Here is a 23,306-nt window from a genome sequence, read left to right as displayed (position 1 = left end):
AGGCGACGCCCTGTGATCATCCGCAAGGGCGACGTCTGGGACGTCGACACCGGCAAAGGCACACGCACCGTTCTCGTCGTCAGCCTCGACGGACTCGCCGAGGCATACGGCGCTGTCCTCGTCCTGGTCCTGCACGCCCCGGCACAGCACCCCGACACGGCGATGAGCGTTCGCCTGACCACCCCCCTCGACGCCTCCGCCGTCGCCGTCAATCTCCTACAGCTCTCCACACTCCACTTCGAAACCGGCACACCACACGGGAACATCGGCCCCGAACAACAAGAACTCGTCGACAACTCACTCCGCGCGGTCCTCGACCTCTGACTCCACGACAGCCATCACCGACAGCCACGAGAAGTCTCGAACGACACGGCTGTCCATTCTTCATCCGGAAGTTCAGTGACCCGTCGCGCAACCGGTCAAGCACCGCTCACATCCGGCTGAACACCCGCGTACCGCCCTGTCCTGCCCTGCTCTCCCGGACCCAGCTCCCCGACTCGAGCCCGGTCGGCAACCCGCGGCTCACAGCAAGGCAGCCGTGTTGCGCGAGTTCACCGAGAACGAGCAGGAGCGGAAACCACGGACACAGCGAGCATCGCGAACCCCCCGTCGTCCTGAACCACTACGAGGTAGTGCTAGTAGGCCGTCAGCATGGGTTCGGACCACAGTCGGTCGGCATCGGCCCCCGTCATCCACATGACGACGACATGACGGCACGAACGATGCATGGCACAAGCCTCAACTGATCCCTCGACAAGCAGAAGCACTTCAGTCTCCCCCGCGTACGGGACGGGCAGAGGTCGACGACTGGCAGCGCCGCAGTATCCGACCGCCTCGCGTCGGATCAAGCAGGGCATGCGTCCGACTGACGAGTGAGGCAGGGATCGGGATCGCCGCCTCTCCCGGCGGACACCGACCCGCCCCCGCCCAGCGCCAGGTCCGAACCGCCGTCCCGCGGCCAATCACTTCCCCAACTCCTCCCGCCTCTCCTTGCTTTGAATCGTTGTCCTTTCTCTTGACCTCAGCTCGGAGGGCGAAATACGGTTCCGGCACTTGCAGTGACTGAAACGATTCAGAACCCACTCACCCACGACAAGTTGGGGCTGAACCATGCACGAAACCCACCCGCAGCGTGACGGCGGTGCGACACGCCGGTCCGTCATGGCGGCCGCTCTGACGACGGGCGTCCTCGCGACACTCGGTCCGACGGCGAGCGCCGCCGCATCCTCCGGGTCGACTCGCTCCAACACAGCCGCGCCCACGGCGAGTTGGTTCGCCCAACCCGCCAAGTCGGCCCGGCCCAGGTTCCGTTGGTGGTGGCCGGACGGGCTGGTGGACCCGGTGGAGATCGCGCGGGAGGTCGACCAGATGGCCGACGCGGGTTTCGGCGGCGCCGAGATCGCGGCCGTGCACCACAGCATCACCGACACCTCTGTGCTGGACACCGCCCGCCATGGATGGGGCAGCCCGGCCTGGCGCGCCGGTGTGACGGCCGCGCTGCGCCAGGCCGCCCGACGCGGGCTGACCATCGACCTCACTCTCGGCCCGAGTTGGCCCGTCGCCGTGCCCGGAGTGACCCCCGACGACGCCGCCGCGGTGAAGGAACTCGCCTACGGCAAGGCCACGTTGACCGCCGGCGCGGCCTACGACGGCCCGGTGCCGGCCTCCGTCTACGCGGCCGCCTCCGGTGTCACCCAGCAGAAGCTCGTCGCCGTGCAGGCCGCCCGCGTCAACACCGCCTACTCCAGCGGCAAGGCGACCGGCCTGGACGCCGAGAGCGTCACCGACCTGACCGGCCAGGTGTCGGGCGGCCATCTGAGCTGGACTCCGCCCGACTCGGCGACCTGGGTGATCCTGTCGTACTGGCAACGGGGTTCGGGGCAGCAGCCCGAGGCAGGGCCGCACTCCTCCCCCGCCGCGTATGTCGTCGACCACTTCAGCGCGGCGGGGACCGCGGCCGTCACCCGCTACTGGGACTCCACGATCCTGGACTCCACGCTCCGTCAACTCCTGAGATCGGCGGGCGGCACCTTCTTCGAGGACTCCGTCGAGCTGGAGACCAAGGGGCTGCAGTGGACGCCCGGCCTGCCCGCGGCCTTCCGCGAGCACACCGGACGCGACCTGCTGCCGTATCTGCCGGCCGTCGTCCTCGACAACGGCAACCAGATCTTCGCCTTCGAGGCACGGCTCACCCAGGAGATCCGGCACGACTTCTGGGAGACCGTCTCCGGACTCTTCAACAAGCACCACCTCGGCGCGCTCACGTCCTGGGCGCACGGACACGGCATGAAGATGCGTTCCCAGCCGTACGGTCTCCAGACCGACGCGATCGCCTCGGCGGCCGTTCTCGACGTCCCCGAGGGCGAATCGCTCGGCTTCAAGAACCTCGACGACTACCGCTGCCTGGCCGGCGGACGTGACATGGCTGGTCACCGCATCCTGTCCTGCGAGGCGGGCGCGTACGCGGGCGGCGCCTACAACACCACCTGGGACAAGTTCCTGCGCACCATGGGTGGCGCGTACGCGGCGGGCGTCAACCAGACCGTGATCCACGGCTTCTCCTACGCCACCGCCCCGGGCGTCAGCTGGCCCGGCTTCGCCGCGTTCAGCCCGTACAGCGGGGCCCCGGGATACGGCGAGTCGTGGGGACCCCGGCAGCCGACCTGGCGCCACGTGCCCGACATCACCACCTACCTCGGCCGCGTCCACGAGGTTCTCCAGTCGGGCACCGCCCGCGCGGACATCGCCGTCTTCCGGCAGACCGGCTACACGGCCACCGGCATCGGCGCGTCCTGGCTGACCTCGACGGGCGTCCCGCTCGGCTGGACCCACCAGTTCCTGAGCGGCCCCCTGCTCGACCTGCCCAGCGCCAAGGTCTCCGGCGGGCGCCTCGCACCCGACGGGCCCGCCTACAAGGCCCTGTTCCTCGAAGGCGACTTCTTCTACGGCTCCACCCCCACGCTGGCCGTCACCGACGCCCGCAGACTCCTTAAGTTCGCGCGTGCGGGCCTGCCCACCGTGCTCCTCGGCGCCTTCGACCAGGCACTCACCCCGGGTCTCCCCGACGACGGGGAGCAGGCCGAACTGCGTTCCCTGACCGCCCAGTTGCTCTCTCTGTCGAACGTCCGCCAGATCACCGACAAGACCCTGGTCGGCGCGGCGTTCGCGGAACTCGGCGTGACCTCCGACGCCGTCTACTCCGTGTCGTCGACCCTGCTCAACGCCCACCGGGTCACCGACGACGCCGACTTCTACTACCTGTGCAACGGCAAGCATGCCGAGACCGTCAAGCCCGCCGTCGCCCTCATAGACCACGACGTCACGCTGCGCGCGACCCGCCGCAAGGGGTCCGGCGCGGTCCCGTACCTGCTGGACCCCTGGAGCGGGCAGGTCACCCGGCTCGCCCAATACACCCAGGACGGCGACGCGTTCACCTTCCGGGTGACACTCCAGCCGGGCGAGACTCCCGTCGTCGCCCTGGGCGCCCCGGGACTGTTCGGGGACCGCGCCGGGAGCCGTCCGCACGCGGTCGCGACCGACGCGGACACCGCGCTCTTCGCGGACGGATCACTGGCCGTACGAGCCTTCACGACCGGTATCCGCACCACCACCCTGTCGACGGGCCGCAAGGTCACCACAGCGATCCCCGAGGTGCCGGCAGCCGTCCCCCTCGACCGGTGGACGCTCTCGGTCGACGACTGGCGGCCCGGTACCACCGCGACCACCACCACGATCGCCACGCACAGCCTCGTCCTCGATGCCCTGCTGCCGTGGTCGCAGATCCCCGAACTGGCCGACGTGGGCGGTATCGGCCGCTACCGGACAACGGTCACCCTGCCGAACACCTGGACCTCCGACATGGGGGCGCTGCTCCGCCTCGGCAGCGTCAGCGACACCTGCCGGGTCACCGTCAACGGAACACAACTCGGCCCCGTCGACCGGCTCAACCCCGTGGTGGACCTCGGCGGACATCTGCGCCACGGCGCCAACCTCATCGAGGTCGAGGTGGCCACCCCGTTGTTCAACCGGCTGCGGATCAGCAACCCCACGGTGTTCGGCACATCCGCGCGACAGGCCTACGGCCTGATCGGACCGGTCCGACTCACGCCGTACGTACAGCAGAAGGTGACCTGACCGCCCTCGACCGGGCTCTCGTGGGCGGGGTGTTCAGCTTGCCGTTCAACCTCCCGTGCGGGGAGGGGTGTTGACGAGCAGGCCTGGCCAGCGAAGGGGGGCGGGGGCGATCGCTGGACTCGCCGTCGGATACGTGAGCAGTAATGCGACCAACCAGGACAGGCTCGAACGTGCCTCGCTGCTCAATGCGGCTTGCCTGAGTGGTCTGTCCGTGATGTTTCTAGGTGGAGCCTGGCTCCCCGCCGATGGAGCCGGGCACCGTGCGGGACCGGTGGCGGCCGTCGCCGTGGCCTTGGCGGGGTTGGTAGTTTTTTGCCTCGCCTTCGTGGCCCAGCTGATGGTGGCGGTCACCGGACAGCCGGCCTTCCTGCTGGCGAGGGAGAAGGTCATGGGGGTGAGACCGCGGTCCGCCGGGTCGGGTGATCCTGCCTCGGCAGGCACCGAGGTGTCCGTCTATCGCGATGACGCGGACTCCTATGCGCAGTTGCGGCGCTATGAGGTCTACATCGACGGCAAGCGCGTCGGCCGGCTACGGCGCGGGGAGTTGGTCAACATCCCCGTCGCCGTGGGCTCGCATTCTGTCCAGGTAAGGATTTCCAGGTGCTCCAGTGGTGAAGTACCTGTCGAAGTCGGTTCCGGTGAGCGGGTGAGCCTCATCTGCCGGGCCAAGCCCGGCGCACGTACCGACCTGGGCGTCGTCACCCGCCGGCGGGACGGCTTCCTACTGCTCCGCGAGGTGTGAACCCGCTCTGGGCGATGCGGCAGTTCACCACTTCCGCGAGAGCCAGATCGTTTGAGAGGACCACCGGTTCGGAAGTCAGGGGGGTGTGCCATGGCCGCTGAGCTTGCCGTTTATCCTCCGGCGTCCGGCGAGGAGAACTCTTTCCTGACTACGATGGTGATCTGTGCGTTCCAGTTCCCTGGGTCTTGGGGCGGGTCCCAGTTCACCTCGACGTCGGAGCGGTGAAAGTCACGAGCGAGCCCCTTCGCCACTGCCTCTGCCGCAGCGCGGGCGTCCTGTGGGGCGGTGTGTGGCGCTACGTTCAGGCGGCCGCAGAGCATTCCGCCGTCCTCGGTCAGGATGGTGTGGCGCCAGCCGTCGGGCGCTTCCAGCAGGACGATTCCCTTCGGAATGCCGAGAGGAGGCTGCTTCTCCTTCTTGCGTCTCGCCATGCCGCTATCCAACATCGTCGGTTTCATGGTGACGAGTTCGGGTGGCTGTTCAACTGCCGCGGCGCGGTTTTGTGCCTGTCTTGTGGTGGGTGGGCCGGCGTCGCAGAGAGGGAGAGGGGCGGGGCGGCAGTTCTTCGAGCCTGGTGGACGGCCAGGGCCCCGCCGGGTGGGTTTCGGCACTCGGGCTGGCGTTGGGATCTTGGCGCGCAGGTGTCGGAACCCGCGGCGGACCCGGGCAGGGGTGGAGAACGAGGAAGGCGCGCGGGTTCTCGCTGTCCCGCCTCGCCTTCGCTGTCCTCGCCCTCGCGATCCTCGTCGTCTCGCTCTCTCGTGCCGCGACCACCCTCGCATTCGGGAATGCCTCCCCGAAGCGGGGAGACGCCCTGGGAACCCTGGCCGAGGACACGGTCATGGTCACCATGGTGACGCGGAGAAAAGCACAGCAGACACAGAGCTGAACGGCTCCGGCCGGCGCTGCGTCGGGGCGACAGACAGTCTGAGTCCGGCACGCCGTTGACCTGTAGAGTGCCAGGTCGCTTCGCTTGCTCGGGTTGTCCCCAGCACGGCCCCGGCACAGAGGTGCTGGGACCCGACTGTCCTGTCGGACGGGTTGTCCCGATCGCGATGTCATCCGCCGCAGGCCTCGCCGAGCCGACCGTCTGCCCGCGTTCTGCCCAGGGCCTGTCCGACCGCCCCGCCCTCGCCACCGCGCGTAATGGTGGGCAGGTCAACATCCCAGGCCCCTGCCCAAGGCGTCCCCTCGATCCGGAACACCTCTCCACAGACTTTGGGGCAAGTCAGGGGCCTGGCTTCGGCGTCATGCCGCCTTCGGCGTTGACCGCGTTCAGGATGCGGCCCGCGATGGTCCGCAACTGGCGCGCCTGGGCGGTGGTGAGGGAATCGAAGACGAGTCGGTTGACGGCCTCGGCATGTCCCGGCACCGCTTCGACGAGGACGTCTCTGCCTTTGCCGGTCAGCACGGCCAGGGTGTAGCGACCATCGGCCGGGTCCGGTGTGCGTGTCACCCAGTCACGGCGTTCCAGTCGCGTGACAGCGCGCGACAGCCGCGACAGCGAGCCGTTGGCATAGATCGCCAGCTCGCTCATCCGAAGTGTCCCCTCGTCGGCTTCCGACAGCGCGGCGAGGATGCCGTACTCGAAGTGGCTCAGGCCGGAGTCGCGTTGCAGTTGGTTGTCGAGTGCCGTTGGCAGCTGGATCAGCAGGCGGGCGAGAGCGACCCAGGTCTCGCGGTTGCTCTCGTCGAGTCGGCGCAGCTCGGGCTCGGCCTCGGGATCGGGTGGAGTCATGAGCCCATGTTACGTGACCGGGAAAGTCATACCTCGCCTGGATCACTTGACCAATCAAGTGAAATGAATCTACGTTTGACTTGCCCAGTCAAGCGATGGCCGACCTTTCAGTGCTGGTGAATCCGCTGGTTACGGATACTCCAGGCGCTTGGCGGACCACGTGTTGACGCTCCTGTAAGGGGAGGGCCGAGAGTCATGACACCGGTTGGACAACGTCGAAGCCAGATGTGAGGAGCTACCGTGCGCCAGCCCACCCGCCGTGCCGTCGTCCTGGGAGGAGCGGGGGCGATCACCACCGCCACGGCCCTGCCCGGTCCGACGCCCGCCCTCGCCGCGATCCCGAGCGCGCCGCCCGTCCCCCTCCCGGATCCACCGCAGGACGTCACGCACGCGACGCCTCTGCTCGTACGCCGGGTCAACAACCTGTTCCGCGACAAGACCGCCCGCGACGTCGGCCGCTTCATGTCGCACTTCTCCCGGAATCCGCTGCACTACACGGACGCCACCCTGGGCTGGTACATACCGAACTGGACGGCCCTGCATGCCACCTTCACGCAGTACATGCCGACGTGGCCCGACACCGCGCGCTCCTACGCCACCCGAATCATCGGAGACGAGAACAGCGCGATCGTCGAGTTCACCGACTCGCCGGAGCTTTTCGGCCACGAGATCCGGGCGATCGCCGCCGTCGACTTCCACAACGGCCTCGTCGTGCGCGAGGTCGACTACTGGGACGGACGCCACTTCGGCATCGCCGCCGTCGACGCGCTACGCACCCCCGACCCTCAGTTTCCGACGGCCTACGGCGAGGAACACCTCTCCGAACGCTCCTCGCCGGCCCTGCGTCGGACACTCGGCCGCCTGCGCGCCGCCCTCGCCGCCGGCGACACCGCCGGGCTGTTCGCCGAGGACGCCGTCTTCGAGGACCTCGCGCTGCACACCTGGTTCGCCGGCGCCGCGGCCATCGACGCCTACGTCAGCCGGGCCCACACCCGTCTGCCCTACGGCGTCGGCACCACTGTGCGCCGCACCCTCGGCAGCGGCCGGGGAGGCGGCTACGAGTGGATCGGCAACGGATTCGCCGGCAGCCACGGGATCATCGCGGTCGAACTCGACGCGGCCGACCGCATCACCCGGTTCACCGCGACCTGGGACGCGTCCCGACTCGACGACGCCGCCATGGCCACCCTGCTCGCGGACACCCTCGAACACTGACCGCATGGGTGGACCGAGGACTTCGGCCCTCCCGCGGTCGAGCTCATCAGCGGGCCGGTCAGCGACGGCGACTGGGACCGGGACTGGGACTGGGACTCAAGGGTTGCCGAAGCTCGCGGTACGTGGTGGATCACGTCTTGACCCTCCTGTAAGGGGAGAGCCGAGAGTCGTGACACCGGTTGGACGACACCTGGAAGGAGATTCCGCGATAAGCGCCTTGTCCGAGCTGAGTGCCTCATCTGTCCACAAGGCCGCTGCGGGTGCGGCGAGTTCGACGATCACCTCGGGCCACGTGGCGTTCGCCGCCGCGGACCTGGCGGGCGTGGCCGTCGTAGTCGGCGACGTGCGCCCTCGGACGGCGCGCCGGAACGGGAGGAAGGACTGATGGCCGCTTTGCTGAGCATCGGGGAGTTCTCCCGGCTGACCCATGTCAGTGTCAAAGCCCTGCGCCACTACCACGATCTGGACCTGCTGCGCCCTGCGCGGATCGACCCGGGCAGCGGCTATCGGTTCTATGCCACGGCCCAGGGCCCCACGGCTCAGCTCATCCGGCGCTTCCGAGATCTGGGCATGCCACTGGACCAGGTCAGGGTCGTGCTGAACGCGACCGATCCGACGGTGCGGGATGAGGTGATCGCCGACCACCTGCGCAGCATGGAGCGCCAACTGGAGCAGACCCAGACCGTGGTGGCCTCTCTGCGTCAACTCCTCGAAGGCGGTGGATCACCCTCACCGGACGTCGCCTTCCATACCCTGACCAGTACCCCGGCCTTGCTCGTCAGCGCGCGGGTGGCCTGGGACGAGGCCTTCGAGTGGCTGCCCGACACGCTCGCCGGCCTGCGCCGGGACATCGGCTCGGACGCCGGTCTTCGTGGTGGTCCGGACGGCGCGCTCTACAGCGCGGAGTTCTTCGAATCACACGTAGGCGAGGTCACCGCGTTCATTCCACTCAGCGCGTCCGCCGGTCAGATCGGGGGCCGGTTGCCCGAGGGCCCGGTGGCGGTGGCGGTGCATCGCGGCTCACTGAGCGAACTCGACCGGACCTACACCGCGTTGGGCGGCTTCGTCGCCGAACAAGGCCTGGGTTCACGTACACGCACGGCGATCCGGGAGAACTACCTGGTGAGCCGGTTCGACACGGACAACGAGCACGGCCTGGTCACTGAGGTGTGCTGGCCGGTGCTCTCCATGAGACGAGAAGAGGAATCATGACGATCCGACTGCACGCGGTGACCTTCGACTGCGCGGACGCCGCCGTACTCGGCGGGTTCTGGGCCCAGGCACTCAGTCAGGAACTGGATCCGGGCGCGAGCAAGGAGTTCGCCTCCATCGGGTTGCACCACTCCGGCCGGTCCGAGCCGCGTTGGTGCTTCGTTCAGGTCCCTGAGGGCAAGTCGGCGAAGAACCGGATGCACCCCGACCTGATCACCGCGGACCTCGAGGTGGAGGTCGAGCGGCTGGTCGGCCTCGGTGCGACCTGGAAAGCGGATCTCAAGCCGGGCGGCATGCGCTGGACCACCCTCCTCGATCCGGAAGGCAACGAATTCGACGTGATCTCCGAGACGGCGTAACAACGCACGACCGACCCGGAAGGACGCCCGGTCCCGGTCGGCCGGAGAACCACCGGCCTCTCACAGGGGTTCCCGACCGGGGAGCCAGAGCCGCCGTCGCCGTACACCGAACGTGATCGCCCATGAATAAGCCCACCGAAGGAAGCAATCATGACCGTCCCTGCCCCTGTCCGTGTGAGTTTCGCAGCTCTGAACATCAACTGCACCGATTCCGACGCCCTGGCGGGCTTCTGGGGGAAGGCCCTCGGCCGCCCGGTCAGCCCGGGCAAGGTCGCGGGTGACACAGCGGTCGACACCGCGGGCCCCGAGAGCGGCCCTCGAATGATCTTCCACACCGTCTCCGAGGTCGGCACGGCCAACAACGGGTTCCGTCCCGTCCTGGTCACCGAGTACTACGCCGAGGAGATTGAGCGGTTGACCGGCCTGGGCGCCAAGCCGGTCGACGAGGTCAATCTCCCGGAGGTCCGCTGGACCACGCTCGCCGACCCGGCGGGCAACGAGTTCGAGCTGGTGACCTGGCTGCCGGCGTAGTCGTCGAGTCCTAGCTACCGGGTCCGCCACTCGATCGTTTCTGATCGCTCTTGGCGGGCTCGGTGAGCTCGCGGGTCGCCGGGCAGGAGGTCTCCCTGGTGCGACGGCACGACTTCACGGGTGCGGTGGGGGAAGATCCAACCGCTCCGGCCGGCCGGGCGGATCACCGCAGAATGATCAACGAGGTGCCGGTCCGGGCCCGGACCGGGGTGCCCCGGTCCGACCTGCTGGAACGCCACCCCTAAGCCTGACCACACATCAGATCGCCCCAGCAGGGGGCCACGCCGGTGGCCGGGGACCAGACGGTGGGCTCAAGGCACTCGGGGCAGATCGCGGTGCCCACCCCTGGGCGGTGCTCTGCGGGGCGCCGGGCCGACCAGTCAGGGCGTCACGGTCCCTTCGACCTTCGGAGCTGGATTGTTGACCGCAACCCTGATACATCACCTTGTCATGACCATGAGTGCGATGGAACTGCACAGCATCAATCGCTGGGAGGCGTCCTTCCTCCGCCAGGAGGTGAACGGCTACTTCGCCCACGGCATCGAGTGCACGCCGGGCGCGACGGTCCTCGACGTGGGAGCCAACATCGGCGTGTTCTCGGCCGCCGTCTATGAACGGCTGGACGGAGACGTGCGGATCTACGCCTTCGAGCCGATGCCGCCACTCCACGCGACACTCGAACGCAATGCCCGCGAATTCTTCAACGGACGTCTGACCGCGCTCCCCTATGGCCTGGCGTCCCGCGACGACGAGCTCGACTTCAGCTACATCCCGGCCGCCACGATCTTCTCGTCCTCCTCACGGGATCAGGGGAACATCGAGGACGAGCGGCGCCGGGTCACCGCCAGCGTTGTCGAAATGATCCGCCAGGGCGGCCTGGGACCGGTCCTGCGCCGCATACCCACCCCCGTCCTCACTCTTCTCATCAGCCGCAAGCTCCGGGTGCTGCGGCAGCTCGAGACGCACCGGGTGAAGGTCAGACCCCTGTCATCGGTGCTCGACGAGCAGGGCATCGACCACATCGACCTGCTCAAGGTCGACGTGGAAGGCGCCGAACTCGAGGTACTCACAGGCATCGAGGAACGACACTGGCCGCTGGTCCGCCAGGCCGTCGTCGAGGTGGAGCGCTGGCAGCACAACCGCGACACGGTCTGCGAGATGCTCCGCACACACGGCTTGGCAGTCAGCACCGAGCAGGACTCGGTGCAGCGGGCCGGCGACATCGGCATGGTGTTCGCGGTCAGGCCCGAACCACGCGCAGCAACCGGCGCTCAAGGCGGTATCAACGGCTGACACAAAGAGGTGGATCGGTTCCGATGGCCTTGTCCGAGGCGGGAGTTGGGCGAGCGGTCCCATGTGGGAACGTAGCCGTGGATCGTGTCGGACGAGGTGTGGGACCGTCTGGAGTCGTTGCCGCCGCAGCGGGAGCGCAGGTTTCGGTATCCGGTCGCAAGGCATTCCCGGACTACGAGGTGCTGTGCGGGATCCTGCTACATGCCGCACACCCGAACCGGCCTCACAGGGCGCTCGACTCCCCCCACGTCCGGACATAAAAAAAGGGGGCGGCATATGGGCCGGCCCAGGTCGCAACACCACTCGCGGCGGCGGCACAGACGCGAACGAGCCTCCGCCTATCGCGCTATCGCGGCCCCGACGGTTCGGCCGGCCGATTTGGCAGAGCCTCGGCATTCCTGGCCGCGGCTGCCGCGACGATTGCCAGGTCCTCGCCCGAGAAACCGGCGCGGCTCAGCACCGCCAGGGATTTATTAGTCGCCAGCGTGCACAACGCCAGCTCCACCGCCTCCAGTTCACCGGCCCCCGCCGCCAGCAACGCCTGCTCCAGCCTCGCCCGCAAACCGTCGATCATGGCGCGGACCATCGCCCGGCCCTCCGCGTCGAGCGCCGGGATCTGCGTTGCCGACACCGTGAGCAGGCAGCCGTCCGGGACCGTCGGGTCGGCGATGCGGTTCAGGGCGACCTGCAGGTAGGCGGCCACAACGGCGCTGGGGCTCGGGTGGGGGCCGGACAGTGCCTGCTCGTACTGCGGGTGGTAGGTCTGCGCGTACCGCTGGAGGCTTTTGCGGAAGAGGGCGCTCTTGTCGCCGAAGGTGCCGTAGAGCGAGCCCCGGCCCAGGCCCGTGCCCTCGGTCAGGCGGTCGATCGAGGCCTCCGAATAACCCCAGCGCCAGAAGACGTGCATCGCACGTCGTAGCGCCTCGTCCACGTCGAACTGCTTGCGGCCTGCCATGGTCCAGCAGCTTACACATCTTGTAACGATCGTTCAAAGATGGGTAGGGTCTCCGGCATGACAACCTTGAGTTCGCTGCGGCTGCCTGACGGATTCCTCGACGTCTTCACCAGCCGGCTCGTGGAGGTGAACGGACTGCGGCTGCACGCGGTCACCGGTGGGGACGGCCCGGCGCTGCTGCTGATCGGCGGGTGGCCCCAGACCTGGTACGCCTGGCGGGAGGTGATGCCCGCCCTCGCCCGCCGGCACACGGTCGTCGCCGTCGACTCGCGCGGGGCCGGGCTCTCCGACAAGCCCGACGACGGGTACGACGCCGGCACGCTGGCCGCCGATCTGGTCGCGTTGATGGCCGCGCTCGGGCACGACCGGTTCGACGTGGTCGGCCACGACATCGGGACGTGGACGGCATACGCCCTCGCCGCCGATCACCCCGAGCGGGTGGGCCGGCTCACCGGCCTCAACGAGGAACTGGTCCGGGGACGGGAACAGCTCTTCTTCGGCTGGCAGTTCGCCACCAAGGCCGCCACGCCGACCGCGATCCCCGCGTACGCCGTCGACGTCTACGTCGACGCGATCACCGCGGATCCTCGCGCGCTGCGGGCGAGCTTCGCGTACTACCGGGCGCTGGACGAGACGATCGCGCAGAACGAGCGGCGCGGCAAGACCCGGCTGACATTGCCGGTGCTCGGCCTCGGCGGCGCGCTGTGGAGCGGCGCGAATGCCGCCCAGACGATGCGGCTGGCGGCCGACGACGTCACGGAGGTCGTCCTCGACGACTGCGGCCACTACCCGGCCGAGGAGCAGCCGGCGCGGTTCGTCGAGATCCTGGAGGACTTCCTCGCGGCCAACCGGTAGCGGGCACGCCACACGGCTGAACGTCGCGAACGCCAGGCGGAGCCTCACACACTCGCTACACCGTCGAGCAGGCTCCCGCCCTCCCCCACCAGCTCAAACACCTCGCCGTCCGATGCGAAGGACGCGTGGCTCCTGCGGCTGAACTGCCCGTTCGCCAGGGAGACTTACGTGATGGCCTGCGCCCGTTCAGGGAGGAGACAGAGTCAGCAGACGCACACCCCGAGCAGGACGCCACGGCCTGCCCGGGATGGGCCGGTGTGCCCGCCCGGTCAGTTCTCGGGGTCGCGGAGGCTGGCAGGGGCCCACTGGTGTGTTTCCTCGACCGCCCGCCTCAGGCCGTTGAGGAGCAGTCGGGTGCCGCCTCGGATGTGGGCGAAGTCCTGCTCGCCGTCCGGGCCGGTCAACACGAGGTAGGTGTACTGCTCGATCCAGTCCAGACGGGTTCCGCCGTCCTGCGCGGCCAGCCGGACGGTCACCAGGGACACCCAGCGGCGCACGTCGTTCACGAACGCCTCGTAGACGTACACGAGGTGCTCCGCCGGCTCCAGGTCGACGAACCGCGAGCGGTACTCGACCCGTTCGTCCATGTCCTCGGACAGGACGCGGTTGCGCGCCCGCTCGCCGCCGCCGACACGGAAGTCCAACTCGTGTTCGGCGGTGTGGGACGGGCCGGGGAGTTTGAACCAGCGAGTGCGCAGTTCGGGTTCGGCGAAGGCCGCGAACACTCGCTCCGGCGGGGCTTCGATGTGCACCCGCAGCTCGAACGAACCGTGCCTGACCGGTGTGTTCTCGCCGTCCGGGGAGGTGTCCGCTGTGGTGTGATCGATGTTGCCCGCGCTCATGTCGGCGACCTTAACACGCCCTCCGTGCGGTGCCCGGCGGGCCGGACACCGCACGCATGAACGGGAGTTGACGGTGTGTCAGATCCAGCCGTCGAGTGACGCGAGGAAGCCCTCCAGGTCGTCGCGGTGGATGCAGTGGCCGGTGTCCGCCACGTAGCGGACCTCGAAGCCGGCCGCCCTCAGCTGCCCGGCGAGGTCGTCCGGTACGAGGTGGTGGTCGCCGGCGCCCTGCACCAGTGAAGGCACGAGGGGCCGCTCGGGCACGTACTGCACGGCGCTGTCCAGCCAGTCCACGGCGCGTATGTCCCAGCGCGCGTACCCGGCGAGTTCGGCCTCGACGTCCTCGGGCAGCCAGCGCGGGAACATCTGCTGGATCATCTCGGCCGTGGTCGCCTTGGTGAACTGCGCGAACTCCTTGATCTCGGCCACCGATTTGTCGGTGAACCGCCACGCCGGGTCGCTGTAGACCACCCGGGAGGGGCTCAGGTCGGCCACCGCCAGGGAGAGTACCGACGCGCCGAAGGAGTGGCCGATCGCGAGATCGGCGCCGGCCGGCAGCGACTTCACCAGGTCGGCGGCGAAGAGTTCGGGCGTGTACTGCTCGGCGTGCGGGCTGTCGCCGTGACCGCGCAGGTCCGGCATGATCACGCGGTATCCGCGCTCGGCGAGCCGTGGCGCCACGCGGCTCCAGGTGTCCGCCGACGAGATGATGCTGTGGACGAGCAGGGCGACCTTGTCACCGTCGCCGACCTCGTGGAGCGTGAGCCTCATCGTCCAGGGCTTCCTTTCCCGGCTTCTTCCCGTGGCGTGGTCATCGGCCCGCGCCGGTCACGTGCAGCAGGGCGCGGGCCGCCAGGCGGTAGCCGAACGCGCCCAGGCCGACCACGACGCCGGAGGCCAGCGGTGCGATGACCGACTCGTGCCGGAACTGCTCCCGCGCCCACACGTTGCTCAGGTGCACCTCGATCCACGGGTGCTCATAGCTCGCCAGCGCGTCCCGCAGGCTCCACCCGGCGATCATCAGAGCACCCGGGTTGACCACCGCGCCGACGCTGTCGGGTCCGTGCTCGTGGATGGCGCTCACCAGCTCGCCCTCCGACTCCCGCTGGACGGAGAGGACCTTCCAGCCCTGTTCGCCCACCTCGTCGGCGACCGCCTGCTCGATGTCGGCCAGGGTGTCGGTGCCGTACAGCTCAGGCTCCCGGCGGCCCAGAATGCCGAGGTTGGGACCGTTCAGTAGGAGCATCGTGCTCATGCGTCACCTCGGTGTTCAAAGGTCCGGACCGCATCCGGTCCGCGGTCCGGGGTTCCTTGGGCGGCGGCGGTCGCGGGGTCCATACCGAGCCTGGTCTCGGCGGTCTCGTCGACGTGGGCCATCGCGTAGCGCAGGATGGGCGGCGCCATCAGGGAGGTGACGATGGCGACCAGGACGACGATCGTGTACGTCTCGGTGTTCAGGACGCCGAGACGGAGCCCGGTCATCGCCACGATCACCTCGACGACACCGCGCGAGTTCATGCCCGCGCCGAGAGCCAGCGCCTCCCACCGGTTGAGCCTGCTGAGCCGGGCTCCGATGAACGCGCCGCCGAACTTGCCGGCCACGGCCACGGCGAGCACGGCGACGGCCGCGCCCAGGACGGCCGGCCGGGCCAGCGCGGTGAGGTCCATCCGCAGTCCGGCGGTGGCGAAGAAGAGCGGGGCGAGGGCGGCGAGGACGAGGGTCCGCAGCGGTTCCAGTTTCTCCGGGTCCAGCACGCCGCTGGTGGCGATCACCACACCGCAGACGAAGGCGCCGAAGATGGCCTCCAGGTGCATCGCCTGGGTGGCCGCCGCGCTGAGCAGGACCAGGACGACGACCGTGGCGACCGTCGGCATGGCGCCCTCGGAGTGTCCGGCCCACCGCAGCGCGGCCCGCACCAGCGGGCGGCCGATCACCGCCGCGAAGAGGACGACTCCGACCGGGTAGAGGACGGAGGTGGCCACGACACCGGCGGTCAGTCCTACGGTGGCCATCGCGGAGACGACGGACAGCAGGAACCAGCCCACCACGTCGTCCACGACTCCGGCCGAGAGGATCAACTGGCCGATGTCACGGTGCAGCAGTTTCATGTCGAGCAGGGTCTTGGCGATCACCGGGAGGGCGCTCACGCACATCGCCACGCCCAGGAACAGGGCGAAGACGGTCGGGGTGGTGCCGTCGGGCACGAACGATCCCGGCAGTAGGAAGCCGGTGGCGATGCCGAGGCCCAGCGGCAGCAGCAGGCCCGCGGCGCTGACCTTGGCCGCGGTGAGGCCGCGCCGCCGGACCAGGGCGAAGTTCATCTCGGCGCCGGTGACACCGACCAGCAGCAGCACACCCAACTGCCCGACCGCGTCCAACAGGTTCATCTGCTCGGCCCGTTGGGGCAGCAGCCAGTCGGAGAAGCCGGGCAGCAGCGGCTGCAGGAGCGACGGGCCGACCAGAACGCCCGCACTGAGCTCACCGGCGACGGCGGGCAGGCCGAACCGCGTCGCCAGTCGGCCCAGCACCAGGGCGAGCAGCAGAAGGAACGCGACCTGGAGCAGGAACACCAGGAGGGCGTGCTGGCCGATCGTCGGCACAGGGGCAGCGAGGGGCATCTCGGCTTCTCTCACGTGGAGGGTCGGCGGTCGGTCGCGCGGTCCTGCGAGGCCAGGGCTGTTCTGACGGATCTACGGGAGGTGGGCGAGCGGCGTTCGAGGCCGGCTCCTGGTGGGCCGTGCGGCCGTTACCGCCGCGGAGTCACCAGGGCTTTCGCACCGTGCGGTGGTCGGGTGTCCGTGCCGGACGCCGTGGCGCCGCGGAGGTCCATCAGGAGTAGCTCAGTCGTGCCGCCACCAGGTCGATGACTTCGGAAGCCCGGTCGGCGAGGAAGAAGTGGCCGCCCCGGAAGACCTTCACCTCACTCGGCCCGGTGGTGTGCCGCGCCCAGTCCTCGGCCTCGTCGAGGGAGACCCGGGGGTCGCTGTCGCCGGTGAGCACGGTGACCGGGCAGTCGAGACGGCGCCCGGGCTCGTGCCGGTACCGCTCGATGGCGGTGTAGTCGCTGCGGATGGCCGGCAGGATCATCGCCAGCACCTCCGGATCGCCCAGCAGCGTCTCGTCGGTACCGCTGAGCGCCCTGATCTCGGCCACGACGTCGGCGTCGCTCGCCGCGTGCACCCGCTCGTCGCGGTAGCGGGACGGTGCCCGCCGGCCGGACGCGAACAGCCGTACCGGCGTGGGAAGTCCGGCGTCCTGCATGCGCAGCGCCACCTCGTACGCGAGGACCGCGCCCATGCTGTGGCCGAACAGGGCCAGCGGCTTGTCGTCCAGTTGCCGCAACGCGGCGAAGATCTCGTCCGCGAACTCGGGGATGTTGTCGATCATCGGCTCGTGGAGCCGGGTCTGCCGGCCCGGATACTGGACGGCCAGCACCTCCACCGACGGGTGCAGGGCACGGGAGACCGGATAGAAGAAGCTTGCGGAGCCGCCCGCGTACGGCAGGCAGGCCAGCCGCACGGGGCTCTGCGGCGCGGGGTGGGTGACGCTCACCCACTTCTCGAAATGCGCCGTTGCTTGAGGCATGCCGAAGAAGCTCCTCGTGGTCGGTGGGGGAATACCGCAAGCCTAGGGTCGTGCGGACGGTGCCGGGTATCCCCAGATCTGATAGCCCTGGCCTTCGAACGGCCCGAACGCCGGTACGGCTGGTTAGTCTTGCGCCGTTCCCAGCACGGCAGCCGTGCCTGCGCCAGCCACCCTGCGACGAGGGGTTTCCCGTGCCCGAGGTGTCATCGTACGAACCACCCCCCGGCGCGCGTTCCGCCGTGGACGCGGACGTCATCGTCGTCGGCAACGGGCCCGTGGGGGCCGCGCTCGGGGTCCTGCTGGCCCAGCGCGGTCGGCGGGTCACCGTGCTGGAACGGCGCCGGCGCCCGTACACCCTGCCCCGGGCCACCAGTTTCGACGGCGAGACGGCACGGCTCCTGGCCGGCTGCGGGACGGGCGCGGGCCTAGGCCGGATCACCGAGCCGGCGGGCGCCTACCAGTGGCGCACGGCCGCCGACGAGATCCTCCTCGACATCGCCTTCCGCACCGAGGGCCCCTACGGGTGGCCGGACGCCAACACCATGCACCAGCCGGCCCTCGAGGAACTGCTGGCCGCGCGGGCGGCCGAGCTGCCCGGCGTCACGGTGGTACGGGGGCGTGAGGTGGTGGGGATCGAGGAGCGGGATGACCGGGTCGCGGTCACGGCCGAGGACGAGGACGGCGCGGCCCGGACGTACACCGCACGATGGGTGGTGGGCTGCGACGGCGCCAACAGCTTCGTCCGGCACCACCTGGACGTGCCGGTCACCGACCTCGGTTTCTCCTACGAGTGGCTGCTGTGCGACGTGCGGCTGCGCGAGCCGCGCGTATTCGTGCCGACCAACCTCCAGATCTGCGATCCGGCCAGGCCGACCACCCTGGTCGGCAGCGGTCCCGGGCACCGGCGCTGGGAGTTCATGCGCCTGCCCGGTGAGCGCGCCGCGGAGCTGAACCGCGAGGAGACCGCCTGGCGGCTCCTCGCCCCCTACGGGGTCACGCCCGACACCGCGACCCTGTTGCGCAGCACCACGTACATCTTCCAGGCCCGCTGGGCCGAACGGTGGCGGGCGGGCCGGGTGCTGCTGGCCGGGGACGCGGCCCATCTGATGCCGCCGTTCGCCGGGCAGGGCATGTGCTCCGGTATCCGCGACGTCGTCAACCTGGCGTGGAAGCTGGACCTGGTACTGGGCGGTCTCGCCCCGGAGTCTCTCCTCGACACCTATACCGAGGAACGCCGCGCGCAGGTGCACGAGTCGATCCTGTCCTCGGTCCAGCTGGGCCGGGTGATCTGCGTGACCGATCCCATGGCCGCGGCCGAGCGCGACGCCACGATCCTGGCGGGCCGACGCGGTCGCGGTCCGACGGTCCCGGACCCGGCGAAGCCGCTCACCCGGGGACTCCTGCACCGGGCGAGCGACGGCTCACCCTCGGCCCCGGCCGGCGAGGTGATCCCCCAGGGCCGGGTACGCGGCCCTGGGGGCACCGGCCTCTTCGACGACGTGGTCGGCCGCGGATTCGTCCTGCTGCTCGCACCGGGCGCAGACGCAGGCCTCGACGAGGAGCAGTCGGCGTTCCTGACGGACCTGGGCATGCACGTGGTGCGCCTGCTGCCCGAGGACGGGGAGCCGCAGGCCGGGGCGGTGGCCGACGTGAGCGGTGTCTACCGCGCTTTCCTGGCCCGCCACCAGGCCGACGCGGTGCTGGTCCGCCCGGACTACCACGTGTACGGGGCAGCCTCGGGCCTGGGAGCGGCGGCGCTGGTGGACGACCTGCGGGCCCAGCTGGGCGCGGGCGTTCCGGCGGGTGCGGGAGGAAGTGGGGCCTGAGCGGGCCCGGGGGTGGGTACGGGCCCGACCGCGGCGGCGGCGCCTCGCGGGTACCCGCTCCCCGCAGCGGCACTGTCCGAAGTCGGCGCGGCTAAGACATGTCGGTGACGGTTCGGGCCAGGAGGACCGCACCCCGCAGGGAGGAGAGGCCGCCCAGGCGCGCCGCGGCGACGGGCGGCGCGGGGCGGCCCGGGCGGGACAGCGGCGCGAGGTGGGTGACCGTGCGGTCGACCAGGTGGTCGATGCCTGCCGTGAATCCGCCGCCCAACACCACCAGGTCGGGGTGGAGCAGTTCCGTGACACCCATGATGGCGGTGGCCAGGGCCGCACAGGTGGCGTCGACGGCGGCCACGGCCCAGGGGCGGTCGGTGCGGAGCGCTTCGAGCAGCTCCCCGTAGGCGACCGGTCCACCGCGGAGCCGACCGGCGCGGGCCAGGGTGGCCGGGCCCGAGGCGATCGACTGGAGGCAGCCCTGGCGGCCGCAGACGCACAGGGGGCCACCCGGCGCGACGACCAGATGCCCCAGTTCGAAGGAGCCCCGGCCCGGACCGGGGCAGAGCCTGCCGCCCAGGACCAGGCCGCCGCCGATGCCTGTGCCGACGCCGACGTAGAGCAGATCGGCGCAGTCGGCCGCCTCCGCCTCCGCAAGGGCGCCCACGTCGCCGTCGTCCGCCCAGGCGACACCCGCGCCTGGCACGAGGGCGCCCAGCGCAGGTCCCAGCGCGAGGCCGGTCCAGGACGGCCGGCTCGGCCAGGCGGTGACCCGCCCGTCCGGGCCGACCGTGGCGGGCAGGGCGACCCCCGCCGTCCGGAAGCCCTCACCCGTACGGGCCGTCAGGGTGGCGACACCGTCCGCCAGCCGGGCCAGGTCGCGGTCCGGGCCGCCGTCGTCGTGCGGCCAGGTGAACAGGTGCTCCTCGGCGCGGCCGTCCGCCGACTCGGCGCGCAGGGCGACCTTCGTTCCTCCTATGTCGATGCCCAGATACCACGGCGGCACGGCTGCCCTTCCGGTTCAGTGCCCGGGCAGGGCCGGGCACAGGGCGAGCAGGTCGGCCGGCTGTCGCAGGACGACGTCGGGGCCGGCGGCGAGCAGTTCCGCCCCGTCGTGGCAGCCCCACAGCGCGGCGACGGCGGTGACACCGGCGCCCTGGGCGCTGGCCAGGTCCGTGGGGGCGTCGCCGATCATGACGGCCCGGTCGGCGGGGACGTCGAGGAGTTCGAGTGCGCGCCGGACGATGTCGGGGGCGGGCTTGGGACGGGGCACCTCGTCGGAGCCGATGACGTGGTCGAAGTACGGGAGCAGGCCGAGGACGTCCAGCAGGGACCGGGCGCGCACCCCGGCTTTGCCGGTGGCGACGGCGAGCTTGAGACCGCGCTCGTTCAGCGTCCGCAGCAGGTCGACGACACCGTCGTACACCTGGACGCGGTCGGCGAGGCGGTAGCTCTCGCGGACGAAGGGCTCCTCCATCTCCAGCGGGAGGCCCATGATGCGCATGATGTCGGGGAAGTAGCGGCCCTGGTGGCGCTGGTACTCCTCGAAGGGCGCCGGGCCGTCGCCGACGACCTCGGCGTGGGCGAGGGCGAACGCCTCGCCCATCACCGCGAAGCTGTCGACCACGACCCCGTCGAGGTCGAAGACGACGGCCTGCCTGGGGACCGCGGGCTGCCGCCCGGTGTCCGCTCCCACGTCGCGTTCCGACGCTGTGGTCATGCGGTCCGCACCTCCTTGTAGGTGGTGGAGTCGGAGGCGCGGTCCGCCGGTCGGGCGGCGCGCGCCGATGCGTAGAAGTTCTCGACCAGCCGGACGGTGCTGCGGGCCTGGGCGACGGCCAGGCCGCGTCGGCCCGGGTCGGCCAGGAGCGCGGCGAGGCCGTCGAGCTGCCGTCCGTACTCGATGCCGATGGGCTCGGCGGGCAGCGGGAGGCGCTGTGTGGTGCCTTCCCGGGTGAGGGTGAGCACCGGTTCGGGGGCCCGGTTGGGGCTGAAGCCGAAGGTGCACTGCAGCCGTGCCGTTCCGGCGCTGCCCTCGACGGTGACGACGGAGGCGTCCAGCGCCTCGTGCGAGGCCCAACTCGCCCGCAGCGAGACCGAGATGCCGTCCTCGCGGACCAGGAAACCGCGGGCGGTGTCCTCGACGTCGCCGGCCGGGACGTCGGTGGCCCGGTCCTCGCGCCAGGCGGCGGACCAGGCACCGCTGTTGACGAAGTCGTCGGAGACCGAGCCGATCACCTGGACGACGGGGGCGGGGCCGAGGAGGGAGGTGAGGACGTCGAGCAGGTGCCAGCCGAGGTCGACGAGCACGCCACCGCCGGCCTTGCTGCGCTGGGTGAACCAGCCGCCGGGCTGCGGCACGCCGCGCGCCCTGACCCAGGCCAGGTCCACGTGGCGGATCCGGCCGAGTTCGGGCAGCAGTCCGGCGAGTTCCCGGACGTCGCCGCGGTGGGCGGCGGCACTGCCAGCGAGCAGTGTCCCGCCGTTCCGTTCGGCCGCGGCGAGCGCGTCGGCCTCGGCGCTGGTCAGGCAGACCGGCTTCTCCAGGAAGACGGAGATCCCCCGGCGGAGCAGGGCCGTGGCCACCTCGGCGTGCAGATGGTTGGGCACCGCGACGACGGCGACGTCGACGGTACGGCGGTCGAGGGCGTCCACGGTGGCGGCGGCGGGCAGGCCGGTCGCCGCCGCGGTGGCCGCCCGGGAGCGGGGGTCGGGGTCGACGACGGCGACCACCTCGAAGTCCTCGTGCTCACGCAGCAGTCTGAGCCACAGCTCGCGGCCCGCCCAGCCGAGCCCGACGACGGCGGCCCGGACCCTCACCGGCCGGCCACGGCGTCGGCGATGATCTCGGCCGTGGTGTGCAGTGCCTCCTCGGAGGCCAGCAGGACCCGGTGGTGCAACCAGACGCAGTCGGTGCTGATCGCCTCGGTGTTCGGGCAGCTCTCGGCGAGCTTGTCGACGGTGGTGTCGGGCGCGGCCGTCTCCCAGAAGGCGTTGGTGCGGTAGATCGCCCGGAAGGCGGCGAAGGCGGGCAGGCCGGCGTCGACCAGCATGTCGACGAGGGCGTTGCGGTCCTCCTCGGAGATGCCGGGGATGCGGAACATGGCCATGTAGTGGGAGTTCCGGTCCGCGCGCGGGTCCTCGCCCTGGGGCACGACGCCGTCGATCTCGCCGAGCAGCCCGGACAGCAGTGTCCAGCGCTGCTCGCGCAGCGCGATCTGCCCGTCGAGACGGCCCAGTTGGGCCCGGAGCACGGACGCGGAGAACTCGTTGAGCCGCATGTTGGTGCCGGCGGTCTGGTGCATGTAACGGCGGTCGGTACGCGGCCGGCCGCAGCTGTGCCGCAGGAAGGCGGCCTCGTAGGTCTCCTCGTCGGGGAAGAGCAGCGCGCCGCCCTCGCCCGCGGTCATCAGCTTGCCGTTCTGGAAGCTGAACGCGGCGACCGTGCCGAACTCGCCGACCCGTTTGCCCTGCCAGCGGGCGCCATGTGCGTGGGCGGCGTCCTGCAGCAGGGTGACTCCGGTGTCGGCGGAGAGCTTGTCCAGTGCGTCCATGTCGGCGATGAGCCCGGCCATGTGCACCGGCATGATCACCTTGGTGCGGGGGGTGACGGCGGCGGCTGCCGCGGCCACGTCGATGTTGTACGTGCCGAGGTCGACGTCGACGGGGACGGCGACCGCGCCGAGCCGCTGAGCGGCCTGCGACGAGGAGATGAAGGTGAAGGCCGGGACGATGACCTCGGTGCCCGGGCCGACGCCCAGACACTGGAGCGCCAACTCCAGGGCGTGGGTGCCGTTGGTGACGGCCAGGGCGTGCTGGGCGCCGTGGAAGTCGGCGAACTCGCTTTCGAAGGAGTCCACCTCCGACCCGCCCATGCGCCACCACTGGCCCTGTTCCAGGGCCCGGATCAGGCCGGTGCGCTCGCCGTCGTCGTACTGCGGCCAGGAGGGGAACTCCGGTGCCGGACGCGCGTTCATGTATCTCCAAATCTCCGCTTCGGACATTTCTCGGCCGATGGCCGACGGGC

The 23,306-nt window shown here is 70.3% G+C and carries 22 protein-coding genes; 10 read left to right on the top strand and 12 right to left on the bottom strand.

The window, feature by feature from the left end; translation table 11 throughout:
• The 3 genes from OO69_RS44400 to OO69_RS44390 all read left to right on the top strand — a co-directional run.
• Positions 1 to 324 (top strand): type II toxin-antitoxin system PemK/MazF family toxin (locus tag OO69_RS44400; protein ID WP_234444690.1); only part of this gene is annotated, 324 nt, incomplete at its 5' end.
• A gap of 786 nt (positions 325 to 1,110) precedes the next feature.
• A complete protein-coding gene (locus OO69_RS44395) occupies positions 1,111 to 4,134 on the top strand; it encodes a glycosyl hydrolase (protein WP_033286688.1) in 3,024 nt (1,007 codons plus the stop codon).
• A 133-nt stretch (positions 4,135 to 4,267) separates the two neighbouring features.
• Positions 4,268 to 4,876 carry a hypothetical protein gene (locus tag OO69_RS44390; RefSeq protein ID WP_158713491.1) on the top strand — a complete coding sequence of 203 codons (609 nt, stop codon included), beginning with the start codon at positions 4,268 to 4,270 and terminating at the stop codon, positions 4,874 to 4,876.
• A gap of 110 nt (positions 4,877 to 4,986) precedes the next feature.
• Here the strand turns inward: OO69_RS44390 and OO69_RS52225 are convergent, their stop codons facing one another.
• Together OO69_RS52225 and OO69_RS44375 are read right to left on the bottom strand one after the other, a co-directional pair.
• Complete coding sequence (locus OO69_RS52225; protein WP_033286686.1) at positions 4,987 to 5,307, bottom strand: hypothetical protein; 321 nt, start codon at positions 5,305 to 5,307, stop codon at positions 4,987 to 4,989.
• A gap of 797 nt (positions 5,308 to 6,104) precedes the next feature.
• On the bottom strand, positions 6,105 to 6,614 hold the full coding sequence (locus tag OO69_RS44375; RefSeq protein WP_033286684.1) for a MarR family winged helix-turn-helix transcriptional regulator: 510 nt from the start codon (positions 6,612 to 6,614) through the stop codon (positions 6,105 to 6,107).
• 240 nt (positions 6,615 to 6,854) lie between these two features.
• On the opposite strand from OO69_RS44375, the gene OO69_RS44370 reads away from it, so the two are divergent.
• From OO69_RS44370 to OO69_RS44345, 5 genes are all read left to right on the top strand, one after another.
• Entirely contained in the window at positions 6,855 to 7,829 is a 975-nt protein-coding gene (locus tag OO69_RS44370; RefSeq protein ID WP_051801712.1) for a nuclear transport factor 2 family protein, read from the top strand.
• Between the two features lie 384 nt (positions 7,830 to 8,213).
• Positions 8,214 to 9,041, top strand: a complete 828-nt coding sequence (locus OO69_RS44365; RefSeq protein ID WP_033286683.1) for a MerR family transcriptional regulator — start codon at positions 8,214 to 8,216, stop codon at positions 9,039 to 9,041.
• Positions 9,038 to 9,400, top strand: coding sequence for a VOC family protein (locus tag OO69_RS44360; protein ID WP_033286682.1), 363 nt, complete (start codon positions 9,038 to 9,040; stop codon positions 9,398 to 9,400). Before OO69_RS44365 ends, OO69_RS44360 begins: the two co-directional genes overlap by 4 nt.
• A gap of 150 nt (positions 9,401 to 9,550) precedes the next feature.
• The gene (locus OO69_RS44355) at positions 9,551 to 9,931 is read left to right on the top strand and encodes a VOC family protein (protein ID WP_051801710.1); all 381 of its coding nucleotides are present in this window, start codon (positions 9,551 to 9,553) and stop codon (positions 9,929 to 9,931) included.
• 420 nt (positions 9,932 to 10,351) lie between these two features.
• On the top strand, positions 10,352 to 11,224 hold the full coding sequence (locus OO69_RS44345) for an FkbM family methyltransferase (protein ID WP_199811148.1): 873 nt from the start codon (positions 10,352 to 10,354) through the stop codon (positions 11,222 to 11,224).
• A 346-nt stretch (positions 11,225 to 11,570) separates the two neighbouring features.
• Here OO69_RS44345 and OO69_RS44340 read toward each other — a convergent pair whose 3' ends face one another.
• Positions 11,571 to 12,179: a TetR/AcrR family transcriptional regulator gene (locus OO69_RS44340; protein ID WP_033286680.1), complete on the bottom strand. Its 609-nt coding sequence runs from the start codon at positions 12,177 to 12,179 to the stop codon at positions 11,571 to 11,573.
• 57 nt (positions 12,180 to 12,236) lie between these two features.
• Between OO69_RS44340 and OO69_RS44335 the strand changes: the two genes are divergently transcribed.
• Positions 12,237 to 13,034, top strand: a complete 798-nt coding sequence (locus OO69_RS44335) for an alpha/beta fold hydrolase (protein ID WP_033286679.1) — start codon at positions 12,237 to 12,239, stop codon at positions 13,032 to 13,034.
• Between the two features lie 269 nt (positions 13,035 to 13,303).
• Here OO69_RS44335 and OO69_RS44330 read toward each other — a convergent pair whose 3' ends face one another.
• The 5 genes from OO69_RS44330 to OO69_RS44310 all read right to left on the bottom strand — a co-directional run bounded on the left by OO69_RS44330 (position 13,304) and on the right by OO69_RS44310 (position 17,462).
• Entirely contained in the window at positions 13,304 to 13,876 is a 573-nt protein-coding gene (locus tag OO69_RS44330; protein ID WP_078652856.1) for an SRPBCC domain-containing protein, read from the bottom strand.
• Between the two features lie 78 nt (positions 13,877 to 13,954).
• Complete coding sequence (locus OO69_RS44325; protein WP_033286678.1) at positions 13,955 to 14,647, bottom strand: alpha/beta fold hydrolase; 693 nt, start codon at positions 14,645 to 14,647, stop codon at positions 13,955 to 13,957.
• A 40-nt stretch (positions 14,648 to 14,687) separates the two neighbouring features.
• Positions 14,688 to 15,131 (bottom strand): type II 3-dehydroquinate dehydratase, encoded by a 444-nt coding sequence (locus OO69_RS44320; protein WP_033286677.1) that lies wholly within the window; start codon positions 15,129 to 15,131, stop codon positions 14,688 to 14,690.
• Positions 15,128 to 16,495 carry a cation:proton antiporter gene (locus OO69_RS44315; RefSeq protein ID WP_033286676.1) on the bottom strand — a complete coding sequence of 456 codons (1,368 nt, stop codon included), beginning with the start codon at positions 16,493 to 16,495 and terminating at the stop codon, positions 15,128 to 15,130. Before OO69_RS44315 ends, OO69_RS44320 begins: the two co-directional genes overlap by 4 nt.
• 211 nt (positions 16,496 to 16,706) lie before the next feature.
• Positions 16,707 to 17,462, bottom strand: coding sequence for a thioesterase II family protein (locus OO69_RS44310; protein ID WP_033286675.1), 756 nt, complete (start codon positions 17,460 to 17,462; stop codon positions 16,707 to 16,709).
• Positions 17,463 to 17,653: 191 nt separating this feature from the next.
• Between OO69_RS44310 and OO69_RS44305 the strand changes: the two genes are divergently transcribed.
• On the top strand, positions 17,654 to 19,288 hold the full coding sequence (locus tag OO69_RS44305; protein WP_234444689.1) for a bifunctional 3-(3-hydroxy-phenyl)propionate/3-hydroxycinnamic acid hydroxylase: 1,635 nt from the start codon (positions 17,654 to 17,656) through the stop codon (positions 19,286 to 19,288).
• Between the two features lie 91 nt (positions 19,289 to 19,379).
• Here OO69_RS44305 and OO69_RS44300 read toward each other — a convergent pair whose 3' ends face one another.
• From OO69_RS44300 to rifK, 4 genes are read right to left on the bottom strand one after another with little or no spacing between them, the layout of a single operon-like run.
• Positions 19,380 to 20,285: an ROK family protein gene (locus OO69_RS44300; RefSeq protein WP_033286674.1), complete on the bottom strand. Its 906-nt coding sequence runs from the start codon at positions 20,283 to 20,285 to the stop codon at positions 19,380 to 19,382.
• A gap of 15 nt (positions 20,286 to 20,300) precedes the next feature.
• On the bottom strand, positions 20,301 to 20,999 hold the full coding sequence (locus OO69_RS44295; RefSeq protein ID WP_033286673.1) for an HAD-IA family hydrolase: 699 nt from the start codon (positions 20,997 to 20,999) through the stop codon (positions 20,301 to 20,303).
• The gene (locus OO69_RS53290) at positions 20,996 to 22,099 is read right to left on the bottom strand and encodes a Gfo/Idh/MocA family protein (protein ID WP_051801704.1); all 1,104 of its coding nucleotides are present in this window, start codon (positions 22,097 to 22,099) and stop codon (positions 20,996 to 20,998) included. The genes OO69_RS44295 and OO69_RS53290 overlap by 4 nt, the downstream gene beginning before the upstream one ends.
• Positions 22,096 to 23,256 (bottom strand): 3-amino-5-hydroxybenzoate synthase, encoded by a 1,161-nt coding sequence (rifK, locus tag OO69_RS53285; RefSeq protein WP_033286672.1) that lies wholly within the window; start codon positions 23,254 to 23,256, stop codon positions 22,096 to 22,098. The genes OO69_RS53290 and rifK overlap by 4 nt, the downstream gene beginning before the upstream one ends.
• Positions 23,257 to 23,306: the final 50 nt, after the last annotated feature.

The organism is Streptomyces sp. NRRL F-525 (assembly GCF_000716605.1).
Taxonomy (GTDB): domain Bacteria; phylum Actinomycetota; class Actinomycetes; order Streptomycetales; family Streptomycetaceae; genus Streptomyces.
The sequence above is the reverse complement of the archived record's forward strand: the minus strand, read 5'-3'. Positions and strand labels throughout refer to the sequence as shown.